Genomic DNA, 21,133 nt, shown 5'->3' with positions numbered 1-21,133 from the left:
CCCCGTCCGGTCGAGAAGATGGCGAACGAAGACGATGCCGCGACCCTTCTGGGCTCGCGACTCGACGCGGTTCGCGCTTCAGTTGCCGATGCCTGCCGCGTGGCGGGCCGCGACCCATCCGAGGTCACGACGATCGTCGTGACCAAGTTTCACCCGGTCGAACTGGTGCGGCAGCTGCACGCGCTCGGCGTGCGGGACTTCGGTGAGAATCGCCATCAGGAGGCACGGGAGAAGGCGCAAGCCACCGCGGGTCTCGATCTGCGCTGGCACTTTGTCGGACAGCTGCAGAGCAAGAAGGCTCGCCAGGCGCGAGCGTATGCCAGCGTCATCCACTCGATCGATCGTCCGTCGCTCGTCGAGGCACTCGCCTCGAACGACGGCACGCTCGAGTGCTTCGTCCAGCTCAACCTGACCGACGATCCGCACCGCGGCGGCGTCGCAGAACCCGACCTGGAACGGATGGTGGAGCTCGTGCTTGGTACACCAGGGCTCGAGCTCCAGGGCGTGATGGCCGTCGCTCCGATCGATGAGGAACCGCGGAGGGCGTTCGCACGAGTACGGGCGGCGTCAGATCGAATTCGCGCACTTGCTCCTGCCGCACAGTTCATCTCCGCGGGCATGTCGGCGGATTTCCCGGAGGCGGTCCTGGAAGGCGCGACACACCTCAGGATTGGCACGGCAATCACGGGAAACCGCCCACCTGCCGGTTAATCTCGAACCAAGAGCATCATCACAGGAGGCAAAGACATGGCTAACCCGCTGCGCAAGACAATGGTCTATCTGGGCCTCGCGGACGAGGAGCTCGACTACGAGGATGCCGCACCCTCCGTGCAGGCGGCTCCGGTCGCTCACCAGGCCACACCCCAGCCCTCGGCAACTCGCGCGCCCGTCACGCCGCTGCGCCGCCCCACCACGACGAGAAATGCCGCCCCGGTCGAGATGAACGAGATCCTCACGGTGCACCCGCGCCAGTACAAGGACGCCCAGGTCATCGCTGAGAGCTTCCGCGAGGGCATCCCGGTGATCATCAACCTCTCCCAGATGAGTGAGCCGGATGCGCGGCGCCTGATCGACTTCGCCAGCGGGCTGTCCCAGGGGTTGTACGGGAAGATCGAGCGCGTCACGAGCAAGGTGTTCCTGCTCTCACCCGCGCACGTCGCGGTGAGCGGAGACCAGGCAGAGGTCGAACCGGACGTCGACGCGTCGTTCTTCGCGCAGGCCTGAGGCCCGTGCGAAGAACATCCCGTCCTGAGACAGCGTTCCTGTGAGCGCAGTGTCGCTTGTCGCGACGATCCTCTATTTCCTGCTGCTCCTGTACTTCCTCGCGATGTGGGCGAGGTTCATCCTGGACCTCGTGCGCGGCTTCGCCCGCTACTGGCGTCCGAGCGGATTCGGGCTGGTGCTCGCCGAGTTCGTCTTCGCGATCACCGACCCGCCGATCAAGCTCGTGCGGCGTGTGCTGCCACCCCTGAGGCTCGGTGGTATCGCTCTCGACTTCGCGTGGAGCGCCGTGATGCTCGTGGTGATCGTGCTCCTGTACCTGGCAATGGCATTTCGCTAACAGGGAGTCTGTGTACTCTTGTACGGTGGCGCGGCTGGCGACAACATTCGCATGCCGGGTGTCGTGTTATTTGCTAGCGTTGGATGAACGTCATTCGCGACGTTCCTAGATGTTTTTTGAGGTGATTCCCATGGCCTTGACGCCTGAAGATGTGGTCAACAAGCGGTTCCAACCGACGAAGTTCCGCGAGGGCTACGACCAGGACGAGGTCGATGACTTCCTCGACGAGGTCGTCGTCGAACTGCGGCGCCTCAACCAGGAGAACGAGGAGCTTCGCCAGCGACTCATCGCCGGAGAGTCTCGCATCAACGAGCTACAGCGCAGCGCGACGCAGGCGCCAGCGCAGACTCCCGCTCAGACTCCCGTGTTCGGGGACCAGCCGCAGGCCGCGGCTCCGGTATCCGCTCCGGCCCCCGTGGTTCCCGCACCCAGCTACGCGGCTCCTGCCACCGATCCGAGCCTCGACCCCAACAACACGAACAACCTTCTGCAGCTCGCACGTCGCCTGCACGAGGAGCACGTTCGCGAGGGCATCGAGAAGCGCGACGCACTCATCGCGGAAGGCCACGCAACGGCGGCGCGGATCGTCGGAGAAGCCGAAGCCACCCAGCGCACGCAGATCGCAGCACTCGACCAGGAGCGCGCCCAGCTCGAGCAGGAGCGCACGCAGCTCGAGAGCAACATTGAGCAGCTGCGCGACTTCGAGCGTGAGTACCGCCAGAAGCTCAAGAGCTACATCGAGGGCCAGCTGCGCGAGCTCGACTCCTCGAACCCCGTTGGTGGTGCCCAGCAGCCTGAGGGTCAGGAACCCGCGGGCTTCGACGCAGCCACCGCGACTCCTCCCACGAGCTACCAGGGCTTTGGCGGCAACTGACTTTGGCGGCAACCGAGCCGGAGCGTAAGCCCGGCGCCAGAACGGTGAGTGCCCCAAGCGCAGATATCCAGACCTCGGATGTGCGGGCGAGCGACGCCCGCAAGCCCACCAGGAAGGTGAGCGTGAGGGCGCTCGTCGTCCTCGTCATCGTCGCCCTGGTGGTGTACGGCTTCGACCAGCTCGCCAAGTTCCTGGTCGTCAAGAACATGGTCGAGGGCAGCCAGGTCGAGGTGCTCGGCCAGCTCCTCCAGTTCCACTTCGTCAAGAACTCCGGCGCCGCGTTCTCGCTCGCGAGCGGCTCGACCTGGATCTTCTCGATCGCGGCAGCGGCGGTCACGGTGTTCATCCTGGTGTTCGCCCGGCGAATCCGCGCCCTCTCCTGGGCTGTGCTGTTCGGGATGCTGCTCGGGGGCACGGTTGGCAACCTCACCGATCGTCTGTTCCGGGAGCCCAGTTTCGGGCTCGGGCACGTCGTGGATTTCATCCAGGTCTACGGGTTCCCCGCGATCTTCAACGTTGCTGACTCGTTCATTGTTGCGAGTATGGGGCTGTTCATCATCCTCACGCTTCGCGGGACCAACCTCGACGGGCGCAGGGTCATGCACATGGTTCCCGTCGCACGCGGAGACGAAGTAGAGCCGTCGGAAGACGGGACGCAGGGGCGCGGGTAGCCGCGTGGATTCCCGAAGCCTTCCCGTTCCAGAAGGGCTCGGTGGCGAGCGTGTCGATGCGGCCCTGGCCAAGCTCCTCGGTTTTTCGCGCACCTTCGCGGCCGAGGTAGCCGCCAGCGGCGGTGTGACCGCCGATGGGGTCGTGCTGGGCAAGTCCGATCGGCTTCGCGCAGACAGCTGGCTCGAGGTGACCTGGGAGCCAAAACAGCCACCGACCATCATTCCCATGCTCGTACCGGACTTCACCGTCGTGCACGACGATGGCGACATCATCGTGATCGACAAGCCTGTCGGAATGGCGGCGCACCCGTCGATCGGCTGGACCGGGCCGACAGTGCTCGGTGCGCTGGCCGGCGCGGGCTTTCGGGTGTCGACATCCGGCGCGGCCGAGCGTGCGGGCATCGTGCACAGGCTCGACGCTGGAACCAGTGGGCTCATGGTCGTCGCCAAGAGCGAGCGCGCGTACACCGAGCTCAAGCGGCAATTTCACGACCACGAGGTCGAGAAGATCTATCATGCCGTCGTCCAGGGACACCCGGACCCGCTCGCAGGGACGATCGATGCGCCGATCGGTCGGCACCCGGGGTCGAGCTGGAAGTTCGGGGTCGTGGCAGGGGGCAAGCCCTCCGTCACCCACTACGAGACGCTCGAGGCGTTTCGCAGCGCCTCGCTCCTGCAGGTTCAGCTCGAGACGGGGCGGACCCATCAGATCCGCGTTCACATGGCCGCACAGCGGCACCCTTGTGTCGGTGACGCGATGTACGGCGCCGACCCGACCATCTCGGCCAGGCTTGGTCTCGAGCGGCAGTGGCTGCACGCGGTCCAGCTCGGATTCCGGCACCCCGGGAGCGGCGAGACCGTGGTCTTCACGACCGAATATCCGCGCGATCTCCAGAACGCCATCGACATCCTGCGTGCCGAGTGAGCCTCCTCGAAGGCGCTGGCATAAGCTTTTCATCAAAGCCCCTCAGTCGGAGATGTTGTGCCAGCCAGCGATGATTCGTTCGTGCATCTGCACGTTCACAGTGAGTATTCGATGCTGGACGGCGCGGCACGAGTGACCCCACTGACGGCCGCCGCCGCTGAGCAGAAGATGCCTGCACTCGCGGTCACCGACCACGGCAACATGTTCGGGGCGTACGACTTCTGGAAGCAGGCCACGGCCGCCGGCATCAAGCCGATCATCGGCACCGAGGCCTACATCACGCCGGGCACCGCGAGGCAGGACAAGACCCGCGTGCGCTGGGGTGGGGGTTCACAGAACCAGGACGACGTCGGTGGTTCGGGCGCGTACACCCACATGACGATGCTGTCCGAGAACAACGAGGGGATGCACAACCTCTTCCGGCTCTCGTCCCTCGCCTCGATCGAAGGTTTCTATTTCAAGCCGCGCATGGACCGGGAGCTGCTCAGTCGGTACGCGAAGGGCATCATCGCGACCACAGGGTGCGTCGGGGGCGAGGTACAGACGAGACTTCGTCTCGGCCAGTACAAAGAGGCCAGGCAGGCCGCAGCAGACTTCCGTGACATCTTCGGCGAGGGCAATTTCTACGCCGAGATCATGGACCACGGCATCGAGATCGAGCGCCGAACCACCACGGAACTCCTGGCCCTGGCCAAGGACCTCGGGCTGCCGCTCGTGGCCACCAACGATCTCCACTACACGCACGCGCGCGACGCAACGGCGCACGCCGCCCTGCTCTGCGTGCAGTCAGCGTCGACCCTCGATGACCCCAACCGCTTCAAGTTCGACTCGAACGAGTTCTATCTCAAGTCGGCCTCGGAGATGCGCAGGCTGTTCCCCGACCACCAGGAGGCCTGCGACAACACCCTTCTGATCGCGGAGCGGTGCGACGTCAACTTCGAGCACCGCGATCTCATGCCCCGGTTCCCGGTTCCGGAGGGCGAGACAGAGGCGACGTGGTTCGAGAAGGCCGTTGCCGAAGGAATGCTGCGCCGCTTCGACAACGCTCCGTCCGAGGCCCACCTCGCACAGGCGCAGTACGAGGTCGACGTCATCAAGCAGATGGGCTTCCCCGGCTACTTCCTCGTCGTCGCGGACTTCATCACCTGGGCGAAGAGCCAGGGGATCAGGGTCGGGCCCGGGCGTGGATCTGCCGCGGGCTCCATGGTGGCCTACGCGATGGGGATCACCGAGCTCGATCCGCTTGCGCACGGGCTGATCTTCGAGCGCTTCCTCAACCCGGAGCGCGTGTCGATGCCGGATATCGACGTGGACTTCGACGACCATCGTCGCCCAGAGGTCATCCGGTATGTCACGGACAAGTACGGCGACGACCGGGTCGCCCAGATCGTCACCTACGGAACGATCAAGGCAAAGCAGGCGCTGAAAGACTCCGCGCGCGTGCTTGGCATGCCGTATTCGGTGGGGGAGAAGCTCACCAAGGCGATGCCGCCGGCCATCATGGGCAAGGACATCTCGCTCGGCGACATCCTCAACAAGGAGGCTCCGCGCTACAAGGAGGCGAGCGACTTCCGTGCCGTGCTGGAGACCGATCAGGAGGCCGCCAAGGTCTTCGACACCGCGCTCGGCATCGAGAACCTCAAGCGCCAGTGGGGCGTGCACGCCGCGGGTGTGATCATGTCCGCAGAGCCTCTCATCGACGTGCTTCCCATCATGAAGCGCGAGGACGACGGCGCGATCATCACGCAGTTCGACCAGCCACCGCTGGAGTCGCTCGGACTCATCAAGATGGACTTTCTGGGGCTGCGCAACCTCACCATCATTGAAGACGCACTCCGGATGATCGAGAAGAACACCGGCACCCCGCTCGTGATCGAGGACCTCGACCTCGATGCGGACCAGAAGACCTACGACCTGCTCGCTCGTGGAGACACCCTCGGGGTGTTCCAGCTGGATGGCGGCGCCATGCGGGCGCTGCTCCGGCAACTCAAACCCACCAACTTCGAAGACATCTCGGCCGTCATCGCCCTCTACCGGCCCGGTCCGATGGGCATGAACTCGCACACCAACTATGCGCTCCGCAAGAACGGCCTGCAGAAGATCGAGGCCATCCATCCGGAGCTCGAAGAGCCCCTGCGCGAGAGCCTGGGAATCACCTACGGCCTGATCGTGTACCAGGAGCAGGTCATGTCCGTCGCGCAGAAGGTTGCCGGGTTCACCCTCGGACAGGCCGATGTGCTGCGCCGCGCGATGGGCAAGAAGAAGAAGTCCGAGCTCGACAAGCAGTACGCAGACTTCGACGCGGGGATGACGAAGAACGGCTACAGTGCCGAGGCGGTCAAGGTGCTGTGGGACACCCTCATGCCGTTCGCGGGCTACGCGTTCAACAAGGCGCACAGCGCGGGCTACGGCGTGCTCAGCTACTGGACCGCCTATCTCAAGGCCAACTATCCGGCGGAGTACATGGCCGCCCTGCTGACGAGCGTCGGCGACTCGAAAGACAAGCTCGCGATGTACCTGAGCGAGTGCAGGAGGATGGGCATCCACGTGCTGCCACCGGATGTCAACGAGTCCAGCGGCGACTTCACCGCCGTCGCGGGCGACATCCGCTTCGGCCTCGGCGCCATCCGCAACGTCGGAGCCAACGTGGTCGAGGCGATCCGGGTGAGCCGGGAAGACAAGGGCCGATTCTCGTCGTTCCACGACTTCCTGCGCAAGGTTCCCATCCAGGTCTCCAACAAGCGCACGATCGAATCGCTCATCAAGGCTGGCGCATTCGACCAGATGGAGGGCACCAGGCGTGCCCTGCTCGAGATCCACGAGGATGCCGTCGAGTCTGCCGTGAGCATCAAGCGCAACGAGGCCAATGGCCAGGTCGACCTGTTCGGCGGGATCTTCGAATTCGAGCAGGAGAGCGAGAAGATTCCCGATCGGCCGGAGTGGGCCAAGCGCGACAAGCTCGCCTTCGAACGCGAGATGCTCGGGCTCTATGTCTCCGACCACCCGCTGGCCGGGCTCGAGATGCAGCTTGCCAAGCACGCGAGTACCTCGATCTCGGATCTGCTCGACGGCGATGTCGCCGGCGACGGGGAAACCGTCACCATCGCCGGGTTGATCACGAGCGTGCAGCATCGAATCGCGCGCACCTCGGGCAATCCCTACGGCATGATCACGGTCGAAGACTTCGGCGCAGAGGTCACGGTCATGTTCATGGGCAAGACCTACCAGGAGTTCTCACCCGCGCTCAGTAACGATTCCGTGGTCGTCGTGCGCGGTCGTGTCAGCGTGCGCGATGACGGCATGAATCTCCACGCCGTGAGCATGTTCACTCCCGACATAGGCCAGAGCCTCGGCTCAGGACCGCTCATGATCTCGATGCCGGAACTGCGCGCGACCACCGATGTCGTGAGCTCGCTCAATGACGTGCTGATCCGGCACTCCGGTGACACCGAGGTGCGGCTCAAGCTGATCAAGGGCGAGTCGGCGCGGATGTTCGAGATTCCGTACCCCGTGACGGTGAGCGCCGACCTCTACGGGGAGCTCAAGTCTCTTCTCGGACCGGCCTGCCTGGGCTGAAAGCCCGGTCGGCCTGACGCGCTCAGAGTACGTCGCCCGGCGTGCGGTAGGTGCGCTCGTGGTAGAGAAGTGCCTCGTCCGGGTCTCCGACTCCGCCGGCCTCGATCTGCACGACGATGACCGCGTTGGCGGCGACGTGATGGCGCTCGATGATTCGTCCGAGCATCCACGCCGTGACGTCATTCAGCATCGGGAGTCCGTGTGGTCCCGGCGCCCAGTGGTCTCCGACGAATCGTTCATCGTGATCGCCCGAGAGCTTGTCCGCGAGGCCGCGGTTGCGCGCACCGAGCGTCTGGATCAGCACGTAATCGGTGTTCTCGATCGCGGGCCAGGCGCTCGCGACGCGCGCCATGTTGAACGTGGCGAGTGGGGGCACGGCCGCAAGCGATGCGAGAGAGGTTGCCGTGAAGCCGACGGGCCTGCCATCCGGGGTGCGAGCCGTGATCGCAACGACGCCGGCCGCGTGTCGGCGGAACACCTGCTTGAAGGCGGCCAATCCGTCCGGCTCAAGCTCTGGTTCGTTCTGGGGCGACTCGGGTGATGCTGTTTCCATGCCTGCGTTCAGCTTTCTTGGTGTCTCCGATGGTTTCCATGTGCGGACGGGTGCCGCGTTCGATGCGGGCCGTGTTCCAACAACTAAGGTTGAAACGCCATGATCCAGACCATTGACCTTCGAGGGCTCAAGCCTACTCGCGCCGAACTTCTCGCCCTTGTGCCTCGGGCGCAGACTGATGTCGCCGCCGCTACCGAAATCGCCTCCGGCCTGATTGCGGATGTCCGCAGCCGGGGAGAGGCGGCGCTTGTCGAGCAGGCGGTTCGCCTGGACGGCGTGCGCCCCCCTCACATCCGCATCGCTGCATCCGAGATCGCGGCGGCGGTGGATGGTCTCGTGCCCGAGGTGCGTTCCGCGCTCGAGGAGGCAATCGACCGGGTCCGCCAGGCCACGAGCGCCCAGCTTCCCACGGCGTCGGTGACGACGCTCGGTACGGGTGCGGAGGTCATCCAGCGCTGGAGCCCCGTGCGCCGCGTCGGCTTCTACGTTCCTGGCGGCAAGGCCGTCTACCCGTCAAGTGTCGTGATGAACGTCGTGCCCGCGCAGGTTGCCGGGGTCGCATCCGTCGCGCTGGCCTCGCCCGCCCAGAAGGACTTCGGTGGGTCGATCCACCCGGCCATTCTCGGCGCGGCCGGGCTCCTCGGCATCGACGAGGTGTATGCGATGGGTGGCGCGGGCGCGATCGGTGCGTTCGCATACGGTGTTCCCTCGATCGGGCTCGATCCCGTGCAGGTCATCACCGGGCCGGGCAACGTCTTCGTTGCAGCGGCGAAGCGACTCGTCCGCGGGCAGGTGGGGATCGATGCGGAGGCAGGACCCACCGAGATCCTGGTGATCGCGGACCGGGCGGCCGACCCGTTTCTCGTCGCGAGCGACCTCATCAGCCAGGCGGAGCACGATGAGCTGGCCTCCGCGGTCCTCGTCACCGATTCTGCCGAGCTCGCGGCCAGGGTTCGCACAGAACTCGACAGGCTCGCACCGGAGGCGAAGCACGGCGCACGGGTGGAGGAGGCGCTGTCCGGCCAGCAGTCCGCGATCGTCCTCGTCGACGACCTGGATGCCGCGATCGCCTTCAGCAACGCCTACGGGGCAGAGCACCTCGAGATCCAGACGGTCGACCCGGATGCCGCGCTCGTCCGCATCGAGAACGCCGGCGCGATCTTCCTCGGAAACAGCTCCCCGGTGAGCCTTGGCGACTATCTCGCCGGATCCAACCACGTGCTGCCGACCGGCGGACAGGCGCGCTTCTCGGCCGGTCTCGGTGCCTATACCTTCCTGCGTTCCCAACAGGTGATTCGGTACGACCGAGAGGCCCTGGCCGAGGTCGAGGCCAGGATCGTTGCGTTGGCCACCGCGGAGGATCTCCCCGCGCACGCCGCGGCGATCACCGCGCGATTCACCCCTCGGTAGCGGCCTGCGGCGAATCACGGTGCGCGTGTCGTATCGTTGATCCACTATGTTCTGCCCATTCTGTCGGCACCCCGACTCCCGCGTCATCGACTCGCGCACGAGCGACGACGGATTGTCGATTCGTCGACGCCGCCAGTGCCCGGAGTGTGGGCGCCGCTTCAGCACTACCGAGACCGCCAGCCTGAACGTCGAGAAGCGCAACGGAGTGATCGAGCCGTTCAGCCGCGAGAAGATCGTCTCCGGCGTGCGCAAGGCCTGCCAGGGAAGGCCGGTGACGGACGCGGATCTCGCGGTGCTCGCCCAGCGGGTCGAGGAGGCGATCAGGGCAACCGGCGCGTCCCAGGTCGATGCCAACGACATCGGTCTCGCCATCCTCGCTCCTCTCCGTGAGCTCGACGAGGTGGCCTACCTGCGGTTCGCCAGCGTCTACCAGGGCTTCAGTTCGCTCGAAGATTTCGAAGCAGCGATAACGCAGCTGCGGGTGGAACACGGCTCCACGACACAGCGCGACGAGGACTGAGTTCGGCGGAACGATCGGGGCGCCGGTGCCAGTACTCTGGCTACGGCATGTATCGCATCCTCTTCTCCCTGTTCCTGTCCAAACTCGACCCCGAAAACGCGCATCACCTCGCGTTCTTGGTGATCCGCTGGCTGCCGCGACTCGGCATCGGGGCCCTGGTACGGCTTCTGACGCGCCCGCACGCCTCGCTCGGAGTCGACACGCTCGGCCTGCACTTCGAGTCACCGTTCGGCGTTGCCGCGGGCTTTGACAAGAACGCGGACGCCGTCATGGGGCTCTGGCAACTGGGCTTCGGCCACATCGAAGCCGGCACGATCACGGCTCGGGCCCAGCCGGGCAACGACCGCCCCAGGCTGTTCCGGCTCGTCAAGGACCGCGCTGTCATCAACCGCATGGGGTTCAACAACCGAGGTGCCGTGGATGCTGCTCCGCGCCTGCGGTCGCTCGCCATCAGGACACGGCGCCCGATCATCGGCGTCAACATCGGCAAGAGCCGGGTCGTGGATGTCGCTGACGCCGTCGAGGACTACCTCGTGAGCACGCGGCTGCTCGCACCATCCGCCGACTATCTCGCCGTCAACGTGAGCTCCCCGAACACCCCGGGGCTGCGTGGCCTGCAGTCCACCGAGAGGCTCGAACCGCTGTTGACCGCGGTGAGGGATGCTGCGGAGGAGACCCCCGTGCTCGTGAAGATCTCACCGGATCTCGCGGACGCCGACGTCGTCGAGATCGCGCAGCTCGCCGTGACGCTCGGGCTTGACGGCATCATCGCCACCAATACGACGATCACGCGCGCCGGGCTCACGGCCCCGGCCAGCGTCGTCGAGGGTATCGGTGCGGGCGGCCTGTCCGGTGCGCCACTGGCGGAGAGATCCCTCGCCGTCCTTAAGCTCATTCGAACCGTCGTACCGAAAGAGATGTGTGTGATCTCCGTCGGGGGAATCGCCACGGCCGCGGATGTCGCGGAACGCCTGGCACACGGTGCAACCCTCGTGCAGGGCTATACGGCGTTCCTCTATCTCGGTCCGTTCTGGGCCCGGCAGATCAACCGCGGCCTGCGAAGGGCGGCGCGCAGAGCCTGACCGGCCACGGAGCGCGCGGGAATCACGCGGGGAAGTGCCCGCGCTTCACCTGGGGCTTCGGCAGGCGCATGAGGCGCATCTGCATCGCGCGCATCGCCGCATACCAGCGGTTGCCCCGCTGAACGCGGTCCGCTCCGTACTTCGCGGCGAGCTTGCGATTGACGATGAAACCGAGCACGACGGAGTCGACCACGGCGATGATGAAGAACGCCCAGAGTGCGAACACGGAGATGATCTGGAACAGCGGGTTGTCGATGAAGCTCAGGACGATGATGACGAACAGGATCGGGATCATCACCTCGCCGATGCTGAAGCGCGCGTCAACGTAGTCACGGATGAACCGGCGCTGGGGCCCTTTGTCGCGCGGAGTGAGGTACTTCTCCTCGCCATTGGCCATGCCGACCCTGGCGCGCTCACGAGACTCTGCCATGCGCGCCCGCGCGGCCTTGTTGCCCGCGCGACGGTCGCCGGGAACCAGCGGTCGCTGGTTGGCGGCCTCGCGCTCCTTGCGAGTGGGGGTCGGCCGACCCTTGCCCGCGGTGACGCTGTCGGCGTTCAACTCGTAGTCGACAGACTCGTCCGGCTTCTTCGACGATGACTTGGCCACGGTGATCCCTTGCAGTAGTTGACTGCTTAAGATTACCTGCATGACCTCTACGCAAAACACCGACCCGGTTCTTCTTCAGGCACTGCGCGACGCGGTGCAGGCCGGATTCCCCGCGGCGGTAGCGGATCTGTCGCGCCTCGTGCGCATCCCGTCGGTCTCGTGGGAGGCCTTCGATCCGAGCCACGTCGCGCGGAGTGCGGATGCCGTGGCCGGCCTCGTGCGCGACCTCGGAGTCTTCGACGACGTGACCGTCGCGCGCGCTCCCATCGGTGCGCAGGACTCGTCGTCTGCGCCCGCCGTACTCGGTCAGCCCGCGGTGCTCGCCACTCGCGCGGCAAAGAACGGCAGGCCGACGATCCTGCTCTACGCCCACCACGACGTCCAGCCTCCGGGGGCCGACGCGGACTGGGAGTCCCTGCCGTTCGAGCCGACCGCGCGCGGTGACCGGCTCTACGGACGAGGCGCCGCAGACGACAAGGCGGGCGTCGTCGCGCACCTCGCGGCCATTCGCGCGTTCGTCCAGACGGTCGGCCCGGACTTCGATCTCGGACTAGCCCTGTTCATCGAGGGGGAAGAGGAGTTCGGCTCCCGCTCCTTCACGAACTTCCTCAGGGAACATCGCGACCAACTCGCGGCCGACGTGATCGTCGTCGCAGATTCGGACAACTGGGACATCGACACCCCGGCACTCACGGTCGGGCTGCGCGGCAATGTGACCTTCAAGCTCACCGTACGCACCCTCGACCACGCCTCACACTCCGGGATGTTCGGGGGGGCGATCCCGGATGCCATGCTCGCGATGGTCGCGCTGCTCGCCACCCTGCACGACGAGAACGGCTCCGTCGCCGTGGACGGACTGGTCGCCCACGAGAGCGAGACCCCGGAGTATTCGGAGGAGCGGCTGCGTGAGGAGAGCGGCATGCTCGACGGTGTCACGCCGATCGGCACAGGCAGCATTCTCGGCCGCACCTGGTCCCAGCCGGCGATCACCGTGACGGGGATCGACGCTCCGAGCGTCGCGAACGCCTCGAACACGCTCGCTCCGGTCATCTCGGTGCGGATCAGCGCGCGGATCGCGCCGGGTCAGAGCTCTGCCGACGCGTTCACCGCGATCGAGCGGCACCTCCGCGAGCACGCTCCGTTCGGAGCGCATATCGAGATCAGCGATGTCGACCAGGGCAACGGCTTCCTGGTCGACACGAGCGGCTGGGCCGTCGCCGAGGTCGAGACGGCGATGGAGGAAGGCTGGGGGCGTACCCCGATCGAGATGGGCATCGGCGGGTCGATTCCATTCATCGCCGACCTCGTCGAGCTCTTCCCCAGCGCCCAGATCCTGGTCACGGGCGTCGAAGACCCGGACTCACGGGCACACAGCCCGAACGAATCGCTTCACCTCGGCGTGTTCCACCGGGCCATCCTGACCGAGGCGGTGCTTCTCGCTCGCCTGACCGAGCGCGCGGAGTGAACTCGTCGCCCGTGCAGTGTTTTTCTCCGCAACCATGCTTAGACTGAGCAGAGAATTGTACGTGGCGCGTTGATGACGGGCACCGTCGATAACACCTGGAGGAGTGGCCATGACAGACACGACGACACTGGAGACCGCCAAGGCCGCGCACGGCGTCGGTCTCAGCGAGGCGGCAGCGGACAAGGTGCGCACCCTGTATGCGCAGGAGGGGCGCGACGACCTCAGGCTCCGGGTCGCGGTGCAGCCGGGCGGATGCTCGGGCCTCGTGTACCAGCTGTATTTCGACGAGCGTCTGCTCGAGGGTGACGCCACCGTGGACTTCGGGGGAGTAGAGGTCGTTGTCGACAAGATGAGCATCCCGTATCTCGACGGCGCAACGATCGACTTCGAGGACACCATCCAGAAGCAGGGATTCACGATCGACAATCCGAATGCGACCGGCAGCTGCGCCTGCGGTGACTCTTTTCACTGAGGGTCAGCGCGCGAACGCTGCGCCAAGATCGGGGAATCGCAATTGCGGTTCCCCTTTTTTGCGTCTTCTGGCCCATTTTCGGTCTGAGCACGCGCGTCCTGAGACTAGGCTGGGGTCAACAAATAGACTGTGTTTCGTAACAGTCCGTGTCATCCGAGAGGTCACAGGTGCGTTCTTACCGTCGTCTTCGATGGGCTACCATCCCGCTTGCCGCATTGCTCGTTGCGACAATGGCTGGCTGCACACAGGAGCAACTCAGAGGTTTTATGCCGGGCACTCCCGGCATCACCAATCACACCGACGGGATCACCGGCCTGTGGGTCACCGCCTGGATCGTTCTGCTGATCATCGGCGTCCTGGTATGGGGTCTCATCATCTGGGCGATCGTCGTCTACCGCCGGCGCAAGGGGCAGACCGGTCTCCCGGTGCAGCTCCGCTATAACATGCCGATCGAGATCTTCTACACGGTCGTGCCTCTCATCTTCATCCTCGGGTTCTTTGCCTTCACGGCGAAGGAGCAGGCGTCGATCGAGCAGCCGACCGCGAATCCGGATGTCCAGATCGAGGTCTACGCCAAGCGCTGGGCGTGGGACTTCAACTACCTCAACGTCGGACCGTCCAAGGAGGGCGTGTACTCCGCCGGTATCCAGGCGCAGGAGCTCGACAAGGAGAAGTCGATCGACTTCTCGAAGCTCAACACCCTGTACCTGCCCGTGAACAAGACAGTCGAGATCAAGCTGGAGAGCCGCGATGTCGCGCACTCCTTCTGGGTCGTCGACTTCCTGTACAAGAAAGACAACATCCCGGGCAAAGACAACTACATGTACTTCACCCCGACCAAGGTGGGAACCTACGCCGGTAAGTGCGCCGAGCTCTGTGGTGACTACCACTCGCTCATGCTCTTCGAGGTGAAGGTCGTTCCGCAGGCGGAGTATGACGCATACATTCAGAGCCAGGCCGACAAGGGCTTCACGGGTGCTCTGGATCACAAGTACGACACGAATTCGAACCAGCCTGACAACAAAGCTCCCAAGAGCAACGAGTAGGTCGCGACATGAGTACAGCAACAACTACCCGCCCGACAGTGGGTGGAACCGGTTCAGGTCAGAACTTCGGTGCGTCGAAGGTCGGACGCAAGGGGAACATCCTGGTCAGCTGGATCACCTCCACCGACCACAAGACCATCGGGTACATGTACCTGATCACCTCGTTCATCTACTTCCTCCTCGGCGGAGTCATGGCCCTCGTGATGCGGGCACAGCTCTTCGAGCCCGGCCTGCACCTGCTGCAGACCAAGGAGCAGTACAACCAGCTGTTCACGATGCACGGCACGATCATGCTGCTCATGTTCGCGACGCCGCTGTTCGCCGGCTTCGTCAACGTCATCATGCCGTTGCAGATCGGCGCGCCTGACGTCGCATTCCCGCGGCTGAACGCATTCGCGTACTGGCTATACAGCTTCGGCAGCCTCATCGCCGTCGGTGGCTTCCTCACCCCGCAGGGTGCAGCCGCATTCGGCTGGTTTGCCTACGTGCCGTTGTCAACAACGACATTCTCGCCATCCCTGGGTGGAAACCTCTGGGTATTCGGTTTGGGTATGAGTGGTTTCGGCACGATTCTCGGTGCCGTGAACTTCATCACGACCATCATCACGATGCGCGCGCCCGGCATGACCATGTTCCGGATGTCGATCTTCACCTGGAACGCGCTCATCACCTCGATCCTCGTGCTCATGGCATTCCCGGTGCTCGCGGCCGCGATGCTCGCCCTTGGTTCCGACCGAGTGTTCGGATCGCAGCTCTACAACGTTCAAGCCGGTGGTGCAATCCTCTGGCAACACCTCTTCTGGTTCTTCGGGCATCCGGAGGTCTATATCATCGCACTGCCGTTCTTCGGCATCGTCTCAGAGGTGTTCCCTGTCTTCAGCCGAAAGCCCGTCTTCGGCTACAAGACCCTGGTCTACGCGACAATCTCGATCGCTGCGCTGTCTGTGACGGTGTGGGCTCACCACATGTACGTCACGGGCGCCGTGCTCCTGCCGTTCTTCTCGCTTATGACGATGTTGATCGCCGTGCCTACAGGCGTGAAGATCTTCAACTGGCTTGGGACGATGTGGCGGGGGTCTGTCACCTTCGAAGCCGCAATGCTCTGGGCCATAGGCTTCCTGGTCACGTTCACCTTCGGTGGACTCACCGGTGTCATCCTGGCGTCGCCGCCGCTCGACTTCCACGTGTCAGACACGTACTTCGTCGTGGCTCACTTCCACTACGTCGTCTTCGGCACCGTCGTGTTCGCCATGTTCAGCGGTTTCTACTTCTGGTGGCCGAAGTGGACAGGCAAGATGCTCAACGAGAGCCTCGGGAAGATTCACTTCTGGCTGCTGTTCATCGGCTTCCACACCACCTTCCTCGTGCAGCACTGGCTCGGCGTAATCGGTATGCCGCGTCGTTACGCCACCTACCAGCCGGAGGACGGCTTCACCTGGCTCAACCAGGTGTCGACCATCGGCGCAATGATCCTGGCGATCTCGATGATCCCGTTCGTCTACAACGTGTACATCACGGCCCGCAAGGCACCGAAGGTGACCGTGAACGACCCGTGGGGCTATGGACGCTCGCTCGAGTGGGCAACGTCCTGCCCGCCGCCCCGTCACAACTTCACCTCGATTCCGCGCATCCGCTCGGAGTCCCCGGCGTTCGACCTGAACCACCCCGAGGTCGCCCTGCCTGTTGTCGCGGGGGCAATCAATGATGGAAAGGTCAAGTAGCTCATGACTGTCAGCGTCAGGGTCTTCTGGGTGCTGTGCGCCTTCTTCGCGGCCGCAACCATCGAGTACACGGTCTGGGGCCTGCTCGACCCGTTCCACCACAGCGTGGAGTGGGCCGGCACGTTGGGACTCGGACTGTGCTCCGTGCTCTTCGCGCTCATTGCCTTCTATCTCGCGCGCGTGCGCTCGAGCCTCGGGTCACACATCCTTCCCGAAGACAGGATCGATGGGGACATCGATGACGGAGACCCCGAGCAGGGCTTCTTCAGCCCGTGGAGCTGGTGGCCCGTTGGACTCGCTTTCGGCGTCGGCATCTTCTTCCTGGGCATCGCCGTCGGCTTCTGGATCAGCTTCATCGGAGCGGCTCTGGTCGTTGTCGGCCTCGTGGGGTGGGTCTATGAGTACTACCGCGGGAACTTCGCACACTGATCGCGTGAGCATCCGCCACGCGACTGCGGGCGATGCTGATGCGATCTTCGGCCTGCTTGAACAGTTGGCCGCAAGCTTCAATCCCCAACGCTCGTCCTTCGACGAGGCGTTCACGGATGTCGTGCGCGAGCAGGACGACAGGATCTTCTACGTCGCCGAGCGCGATGGTGTCGTCGTGGGCTATGCCCTGACGATCCTGGTCCGTCCGCTGTACACCGAGGGACTCTCCGCCGAGCTGCAGGAACTCGTCGTGGACGAGCAAGCCCGCAACAGTGGCATCGGCAGTCTGCTGGTCACTGCCGTTGAGGCCGAGTGCCGTCAGCGTGGCGCCAGGCAACTGACTGTCGCCAGCACTCGTGGTGCGGCATTCTACGAGCGGCTCGACTACCGATCCACGGCTGACTTCCTGAAGAAGGTCTTCGACTAGACCTTCTGCCATGCGTCGTGGGAAGTCCCGTTCCTGTCGAGCTCTGTGCCCGTGTGCCAGGGCCGTGTCTGGGGCCTCGCGGGGTGGGTGCGTGCCCTCCGGTGGTATGTGCTATACGGTCGCGTCAGGGGGGGAGAGGCGATCGCGCTGCGTGAGCGCTGGGGCCCACGCTCGGGCACCCGCACCAAACGAGTGGGCCCCGGTCTTTCGACCGGGGCCCACTGTTACGCGGTTGTCAGATCAGTGATGATCCTTGGATTGCTCGAGCTCGCGCGGGGTGATCGGCGAGATCCGATCCTCGAAGAACCAGCGGGAGAAGCCTGCACGGATGCGCTGACCGAAGGTGATCTGGCCCTTGGCGTTCGGGCGGATCATGAGCGGCTTGTAGTCCTGGAAGCTCACGAGCTTCCAGCGCTCGTATTCGCTCAGGTGCTCGTGCACTTCGACGTACTCACCGCCGGGGAGGCGAACGATACGCCCGGACTCGAAGCCGTGGAGCGCCATCTCGCGGTCCTTCTTCTGAAGGCCGATCGCGATCCGCTTGGTGAGCTGATAGGCGACGATCGGTCCGACGAACACCAGGGCCTGCAGAGTGTGGGTGACACCCTCGATGGTGAGGTGGAAGTGGGTTGCGATCAAGTCAGACCCGGCGGCCGCCCAGAGCACGCAATAGAACGTGACGCCGGCTGCACCGATTGCGGTACGCACCGGGGCGTTGCGCGGACGCTCGGCGATGTGGTGCTCACGCTTGTCGCCGGTGATCCAGGCTTCGATGAAGGGGTAGATCATCACGGTGACGATGAACAGCCCCAGGACCAACACCGGGATGATGATGTTGAACGACCAGGTGTGACCGAGCCACACGAACTCAAGCCCAGGCGGCATGAGCCTCAACGCGCCATCGGCGAATCCGATGTACCAATCCGGCTGCGTACCCGCCGAAACGGGGGAGGGGTCGTACGGCCCATAGTTCCAGATCGGGTTGATCGTGAAGAGCGAGGCGATCAAGACGATCACACCGAAGATCACGAAGAAGAAGCCACCGGCCTTCGCGGCGAACACCGGAAGGATCGGGACGCCGACGACATTGTCGTTCGTGCGGCCCGGACCGGCGAACTGTGTGTGCTTGTTGACGACCATCAGCACCAGGTGAATGCCGAGGGCGGCAACGAGAACGGCCGGAAGCAGCAGGATGTGCAGGCTGAACAGTCGTCCGACGATGTCTGTGCCGGGGAACTCGCCACCGAAGAGCAGGTAGGAGATCCAGGTTCCGACGACGGGAAGGCCCTTGACCATTCCGTCGATGATGCGCAGGCCGTTGCCGGAGAGCAGGTCATCGGGGAGCGAGTAGCCGGTGAAACCCTCGGCGAGAGCAAGGATGAACAGCACGAAGCCGATCACCCAGTTGATCTCTCGCGGCTTGCGGAACGCACCGGTGAAGTACACGCGCACCATGTGCAGTCCGATGGCCGCGATGAACAACAGCGCGGCCCAGTGGTGGATCTGACGGAACAGCAGGCCACCGCGGATATCGAACGACAGGTTGAGCGTCGACGCGTACGCGGCGGACATGTCCAGGCCCTTGAGTGGCACGTAGGAGCCGTGGTAGGCGACCTCCGTCATTGCGGGCTGGAAGAAGAACGTCAGGAAGGTTCCGGAGAGCAGGATGACGATGAAGCTGTAGAGCGCCACCTCACCGAGCATGAACGACCAGTGATCCGGAAAGATCTTGCGGCCGAGCTCCTTGACGAAGCCCGAGATGCTGGTGCGCTCGTCGATGTAGTTCGCGGCGGCTGTCGTGAAGCGAGAGCCCTGTGTTCGCTCAGTGGTGATGGTGCTCATGAACGCTCCCAGAAGCTTGGTCCGACTGGCTCGTGGAAGCCACTCTGTGCGATGAGGTAGCCCTCGGAATCGACGGCAATGGGCAACTGCGGTAGCGGACGCTTGGCCGGGCCGAAGATGACCTCACAGTGGTTCGTCACGTCGAAGGTCGACTGGTGGCACGGGCAGAGCAGGTGGTGTGTCTGCTGCTCGTATAGCGCGACCGGGCAACCGACGTGGGTGCAGATCTTCGAGTATGCGACGATTCCGTTGTACGACCATCCCTTGCGCGACGGCATCTCGTGAAGATCTTCCGGCTTGAGGCGCATCAGCAGAACTGCGGCCTTGGCCTTCTCCTCGAGCTTGTCGTCGACGTCATTGAGACCCTCGGGGATGACGTGGAACACGGATCCCAGGGTGACCTCGGAGGCCTTGATCGGCGTCCCGGACGGATCCTGGGTGAGGCGAGTGCCCGACTTCCACATGGTCTTCTCGAGCAGCGGCACCGGATCGGCCGCGGGGCCGAGGTCGCGGAAGAGCACGACGGCCGGCAACGGGGTCGCAACCAGTGCACCGATCAGGGTGTTGCGGATGAGCGTGCGTCGGCCGAAACCGGACTCCTCGTTCGCCTGCCGGAAGATCTCGACGGCGCGCTCGCGCGTCGGCTCGGATCCGCGGGTGGGATGACGGCCTTCGGTGAGGTCGTGCCCGCTCATCAGGTTCTTGGCCCAGTAGATGGCACCGATTCCGATGCCGAGCATGCCCAGGGTGATTCCCAGGCCCAGGAAGAGGGTGTTGAGACGCACGGACTCGGTGTTGCCCGGAGTGATCGGGAACATGATGTACGCGACGATCGCAAAGATGCTTCCCACGATCGACACCGAGAACAGCGTGTAGACACGCCGTTCTGCCTGCTTTTCTTTCGTGGGGTCGAGGTCGGTGACGCGCGGACGTTCTGGCGGCAGACCGGGGTTTTCAAAGGCATCCGCTGTGATGATGGCGGTGCCGGGCGAGGCCTGGGGCGGCTCGCTCTTCTCGATGGCCGAACCAACAGCGGCGTTTGTGCCACCGTCGTCGTCGTGTGCCATTCTCTTCCCTTCGTTTGGTGCAGGTATGTGCTGTTCTATGCCCGGCGCTAGCTGGCCTTGGCGGCGATCCAGATTGTCACGCCGACGACGGCACCGAGGCCGAAGATCCAGATGAAGAGGCCTTCCGAGACCGGGCCGAGGCTGCCAAGGTCGAATCCGCCTGGGGACGGGTTCTGCTCGAGGTACTTCAGGTACGTGATGATGTCAGCCTTCTGCTGAGGCGTGATGTTCGCATCGTTGAACACGGGCATGTTCTGCGGGCCCGTGACCATTGCCTCGTAGATGTGCTCTGCACTGACGCCCGCGAGCGCCGGAGCAAACTTGCCGTCGGTGAGGGCACCGCCCGCACCCGCGACGTTGTGGCACATGGCGCAGTTGATGCGGAAGAGCTGCGCTCCCTCTGCCGCATTGCCATTGCCCTGCAGGTACTTGGAGTCGGGGATGCCGGGTCCCGGAGCCAGCGAGGCGACGTAGGCCGCGAGATCCGAGACCTGCGCGTCGGTGAACTGCGGTGGCTTCTGCTCGGCCTGCGGACCCTGCTGGGCGAGCGGCATGCGACCGGTGCCGACCTGGAAGCTGACGGATGCGGCGCCGACGCCGTAGAGGCTGGGGCCGTCCTTGGTGCCCTGGGCATTCATCCCGTGGCAGGTCGCGCAGTTCGCAGCGAAGAGTTTCTGCCCCTCCTGCACGTTGGACTGCGATGTCGCCGTAGGTGTCTCAGCGACCGCGGTGGTGCTGAACATCGCGTATGCACCGCCGGTTGCAACGAGTCCGATCGCGATGAGGGCAACGGTCGCAAGGGGGTGTCGCCGGTTTGCCGGCCGTCCCCAACGAGCCATGAGTGGTGAGTTCTTCGCCATGCGCGTAGTTTTCCTGATTCCCATC

21 protein-coding genes are annotated in these 21,133 nt (G+C 64.5%); 16 read left to right on the top strand and 5 right to left on the bottom strand.

Annotated elements, in window-relative coordinates; translation table 11 throughout:
- Positions 1–18 precede the first annotated feature (18 nt).
- The 7 genes from ABUA28_RS13115 to dnaE all read left to right on the top strand — a co-directional run bounded on the left by ABUA28_RS13115 (position 19) and on the right by dnaE (position 7,607).
- On the top strand, positions 19–711 hold the full coding sequence (locus ABUA28_RS13115; RefSeq protein ID WP_349904664.1) for a YggS family pyridoxal phosphate-dependent enzyme: 693 nt from the start codon (positions 19–21) through the stop codon (positions 709–711).
- A gap of 36 nt (positions 712–747) precedes the next feature.
- Positions 748–1,224, top strand: a complete 477-nt coding sequence (locus tag ABUA28_RS13110; protein WP_349904662.1) for a cell division protein SepF — start codon at positions 748–750, stop codon at positions 1,222–1,224.
- 40 nt (positions 1,225–1,264) lie between these two features.
- Positions 1,265–1,561: a YggT family protein gene (locus ABUA28_RS13105; protein WP_349904661.1), complete on the top strand. Its 297-nt coding sequence runs from the start codon at positions 1,265–1,267 to the stop codon at positions 1,559–1,561.
- 130 nt (positions 1,562–1,691) lie between these two features.
- Positions 1,692–2,435 carry a DivIVA domain-containing protein gene (locus ABUA28_RS13100; RefSeq protein WP_349904659.1) on the top strand — a complete coding sequence of 248 codons (744 nt, stop codon included), beginning with the start codon at positions 1,692–1,694 and terminating at the stop codon, positions 2,433–2,435.
- A gap of 44 nt (positions 2,436–2,479) precedes the next feature.
- Entirely contained in the window at positions 2,480–3,106 is a 627-nt protein-coding gene (gene lspA, locus ABUA28_RS13095) for a signal peptidase II (RefSeq protein ID WP_349904657.1), read from the top strand.
- 4 nt (positions 3,107–3,110) lie between these two features.
- Positions 3,111–4,031: an RluA family pseudouridine synthase gene (locus tag ABUA28_RS13090; RefSeq protein WP_349904655.1), complete on the top strand. Its 921-nt coding sequence runs from the start codon at positions 3,111–3,113 to the stop codon at positions 4,029–4,031.
- A 111-nt stretch (positions 4,032–4,142) separates the two neighbouring features.
- Positions 4,143–7,607, top strand: coding sequence for a DNA polymerase III subunit alpha (gene dnaE / locus ABUA28_RS13085; protein ID WP_407075451.1), 3,465 nt, complete (start codon positions 4,143–4,145; stop codon positions 7,605–7,607).
- 22 nt (positions 7,608–7,629) lie between these two features.
- Here the strand turns inward: dnaE and ABUA28_RS13080 are convergent, their stop codons facing one another.
- The gene (locus ABUA28_RS13080) at positions 7,630–8,160 is read right to left on the bottom strand and encodes a flavin reductase family protein (protein WP_349904651.1); all 531 of its coding nucleotides are present in this window, start codon (positions 8,158–8,160) and stop codon (positions 7,630–7,632) included.
- Between the two features lie 99 nt (positions 8,161–8,259).
- Between ABUA28_RS13080 and hisD the strand changes: the two genes are divergently transcribed.
- Genes hisD through ABUA28_RS13065 form a run of 3 tightly spaced genes read left to right on the top strand, consistent with a single transcriptional unit; the run spans position 8,260 to position 11,172 of the window.
- A complete protein-coding gene (gene hisD / locus ABUA28_RS13075) occupies positions 8,260–9,570 on the top strand; it encodes a histidinol dehydrogenase (protein ID WP_349904650.1) in 1,311 nt (436 codons plus the stop codon).
- Positions 9,571–9,616: 46 nt separating this feature from the next.
- Complete coding sequence (nrdR, locus tag ABUA28_RS13070; protein ID WP_349904648.1) at positions 9,617–10,090, top strand: transcriptional regulator NrdR; 474 nt, start codon at positions 9,617–9,619, stop codon at positions 10,088–10,090.
- Between the two features lie 47 nt (positions 10,091–10,137).
- Complete coding sequence (locus ABUA28_RS13065; protein ID WP_349904646.1) at positions 10,138–11,172, top strand: quinone-dependent dihydroorotate dehydrogenase; 1,035 nt, start codon at positions 10,138–10,140, stop codon at positions 11,170–11,172.
- 22 nt (positions 11,173–11,194) lie between these two features.
- On the opposite strand, the gene ABUA28_RS13060 is transcribed toward ABUA28_RS13065, so the two are convergent.
- Positions 11,195–11,779, bottom strand: coding sequence for a DUF3043 domain-containing protein (locus ABUA28_RS13060; RefSeq protein WP_349904645.1), 585 nt, complete (start codon positions 11,777–11,779; stop codon positions 11,195–11,197).
- 40 nt (positions 11,780–11,819) lie between these two features.
- On the opposite strand from ABUA28_RS13060, the gene ABUA28_RS13055 reads away from it, so the two are divergent.
- The 6 genes from ABUA28_RS13055 to ABUA28_RS13030 all read left to right on the top strand — a co-directional run bounded on the left by ABUA28_RS13055 (position 11,820) and on the right by ABUA28_RS13030 (position 17,339).
- The gene (locus tag ABUA28_RS13055) at positions 11,820–13,244 is read left to right on the top strand and encodes a dipeptidase (protein ID WP_349904643.1); all 1,425 of its coding nucleotides are present in this window, start codon (positions 11,820–11,822) and stop codon (positions 13,242–13,244) included.
- 109 nt (positions 13,245–13,353) lie between these two features.
- Positions 13,354–13,716: an iron-sulfur cluster insertion protein ErpA gene (gene erpA / locus ABUA28_RS13050; RefSeq protein ID WP_349904642.1), complete on the top strand. Its 363-nt coding sequence runs from the start codon at positions 13,354–13,356 to the stop codon at positions 13,714–13,716.
- Positions 13,717–13,883: 167 nt separating this feature from the next.
- A complete protein-coding gene (ctaC, locus tag ABUA28_RS13045) occupies positions 13,884–14,762 on the top strand; it encodes an aa3-type cytochrome oxidase subunit II (RefSeq protein WP_349904641.1) in 879 nt (292 codons plus the stop codon).
- An 8-nt stretch (positions 14,763–14,770) separates the two neighbouring features.
- Complete coding sequence (ctaD, locus tag ABUA28_RS13040; protein WP_349904639.1) at positions 14,771–16,483, top strand: aa3-type cytochrome oxidase subunit I; 1,713 nt, start codon at positions 14,771–14,773, stop codon at positions 16,481–16,483.
- A 3-nt stretch (positions 16,484–16,486) separates the two neighbouring features.
- Positions 16,487–16,912 (top strand): aa3-type cytochrome oxidase subunit IV, encoded by a 426-nt coding sequence (ctaF, locus tag ABUA28_RS13035; protein WP_349904637.1) that lies wholly within the window; start codon positions 16,487–16,489, stop codon positions 16,910–16,912.
- Between the two features lie 4 nt (positions 16,913–16,916).
- Positions 16,917–17,339, top strand: coding sequence for a GNAT family N-acetyltransferase (locus ABUA28_RS13030; protein WP_349904636.1), 423 nt, complete (start codon positions 16,917–16,919; stop codon positions 17,337–17,339).
- A 240-nt stretch (positions 17,340–17,579) separates the two neighbouring features.
- On the opposite strand, the gene qcrB is transcribed toward ABUA28_RS13030, so the two are convergent.
- The 3 genes from qcrB to qcrC are packed head-to-tail and all read right to left on the bottom strand — an operon-like array spanning position 17,580 to position 21,108.
- Positions 17,580–19,181, bottom strand: a complete 1,602-nt coding sequence (gene qcrB / locus ABUA28_RS13025) for a cytochrome bc1 complex cytochrome b subunit (protein ID WP_349904634.1) — start codon at positions 19,179–19,181, stop codon at positions 17,580–17,582.
- Complete coding sequence (qcrA, locus tag ABUA28_RS13020; protein WP_349904632.1) at positions 19,178–20,248, bottom strand: cytochrome bc1 complex Rieske iron-sulfur subunit; 1,071 nt, start codon at positions 20,246–20,248, stop codon at positions 19,178–19,180. Before qcrA ends, qcrB begins: the two co-directional genes overlap by 4 nt.
- Before the next feature lie 47 nt (positions 20,249–20,295).
- The gene (gene qcrC / locus ABUA28_RS13015) at positions 20,296–21,108 is read right to left on the bottom strand and encodes a cytochrome bc1 complex diheme cytochrome c subunit (protein WP_407075449.1); all 813 of its coding nucleotides are present in this window, start codon (positions 21,106–21,108) and stop codon (positions 20,296–20,298) included.
- Between the last annotated feature and the right edge of the window lie 25 nt (positions 21,109–21,133).

The sequence above is a fragment of the Parafrigoribacterium humi genome (assembly GCF_040227205.1).
In the GTDB taxonomy this organism is placed as follows: Bacteria; Actinomycetota; Actinomycetes; order Actinomycetales; family Microbacteriaceae; genus Parafrigoribacterium_A; species Parafrigoribacterium_A humi.
Note: the sequence above shows the minus strand (reverse complement) of the source record. Positions and strands in the feature narration are given on the sequence as shown.

Bases quoted from the DNA above. Each gene is read 5' to 3' on its own strand.
- ABUA28_RS13115 (WP_349904664.1), top strand. From the start codon at position 19: ATGGCGAACGAAGACGATGCCGCGACCCTTCTGGGCTCGCGACTCGAC.
- ABUA28_RS13110 (WP_349904662.1), top strand. From the start codon at position 748: ATGGCTAACCCGCTGCGCAAGACAATGGTCTATCTGGGCCTCGCGGAC.
- ABUA28_RS13100 (WP_349904659.1), top strand. From the start codon at position 1,692: ATGGCCTTGACGCCTGAAGATGTGGTCAACAAGCGGTTCCAACCGACG.
- dnaE (WP_407075451.1), top strand. From the start codon at position 4,143: ATGCTGGACGGCGCGGCACGAGTGACCCCACTGACGGCCGCCGCCGCT.
- ABUA28_RS13080 (WP_349904651.1), bottom strand. From the start codon at position 8,160: ATGGAAACAGCATCACCCGAGTCGCCCCAGAACGAACCAGAGCTTGAG.
- hisD (WP_349904650.1), top strand. From the start codon at position 8,260: ATGATCCAGACCATTGACCTTCGAGGGCTCAAGCCTACTCGCGCCGAA.
- nrdR (WP_349904648.1), top strand. From the start codon at position 9,617: ATGTTCTGCCCATTCTGTCGGCACCCCGACTCCCGCGTCATCGACTCG.
- ABUA28_RS13065 (WP_349904646.1), top strand. From the start codon at position 10,138: ATGTATCGCATCCTCTTCTCCCTGTTCCTGTCCAAACTCGACCCCGAA.
- ABUA28_RS13055 (WP_349904643.1), top strand. From the start codon at position 11,820: ATGACCTCTACGCAAAACACCGACCCGGTTCTTCTTCAGGCACTGCGC.
- erpA (WP_349904642.1), top strand. From the start codon at position 13,354: ATGACAGACACGACGACACTGGAGACCGCCAAGGCCGCGCACGGCGTC.
- ctaD (WP_349904639.1), top strand. From the start codon at position 14,771: ATGAGTACAGCAACAACTACCCGCCCGACAGTGGGTGGAACCGGTTCA.
- ctaF (WP_349904637.1), top strand. From the start codon at position 16,487: ATGACTGTCAGCGTCAGGGTCTTCTGGGTGCTGTGCGCCTTCTTCGCG.
- qcrB (WP_349904634.1), bottom strand. From the start codon at position 19,181: ATGAGCACCATCACCACTGAGCGAACACAGGGCTCTCGCTTCACGACA.
- qcrA (WP_349904632.1), bottom strand. From the start codon at position 20,248: ATGGCACACGACGACGACGGTGGCACAAACGCCGCTGTTGGTTCGGCC.
- qcrC (WP_407075449.1), bottom strand. From the start codon at position 21,108: ATGGCGAAGAACTCACCACTCATGGCTCGTTGGGGACGGCCGGCAAAC.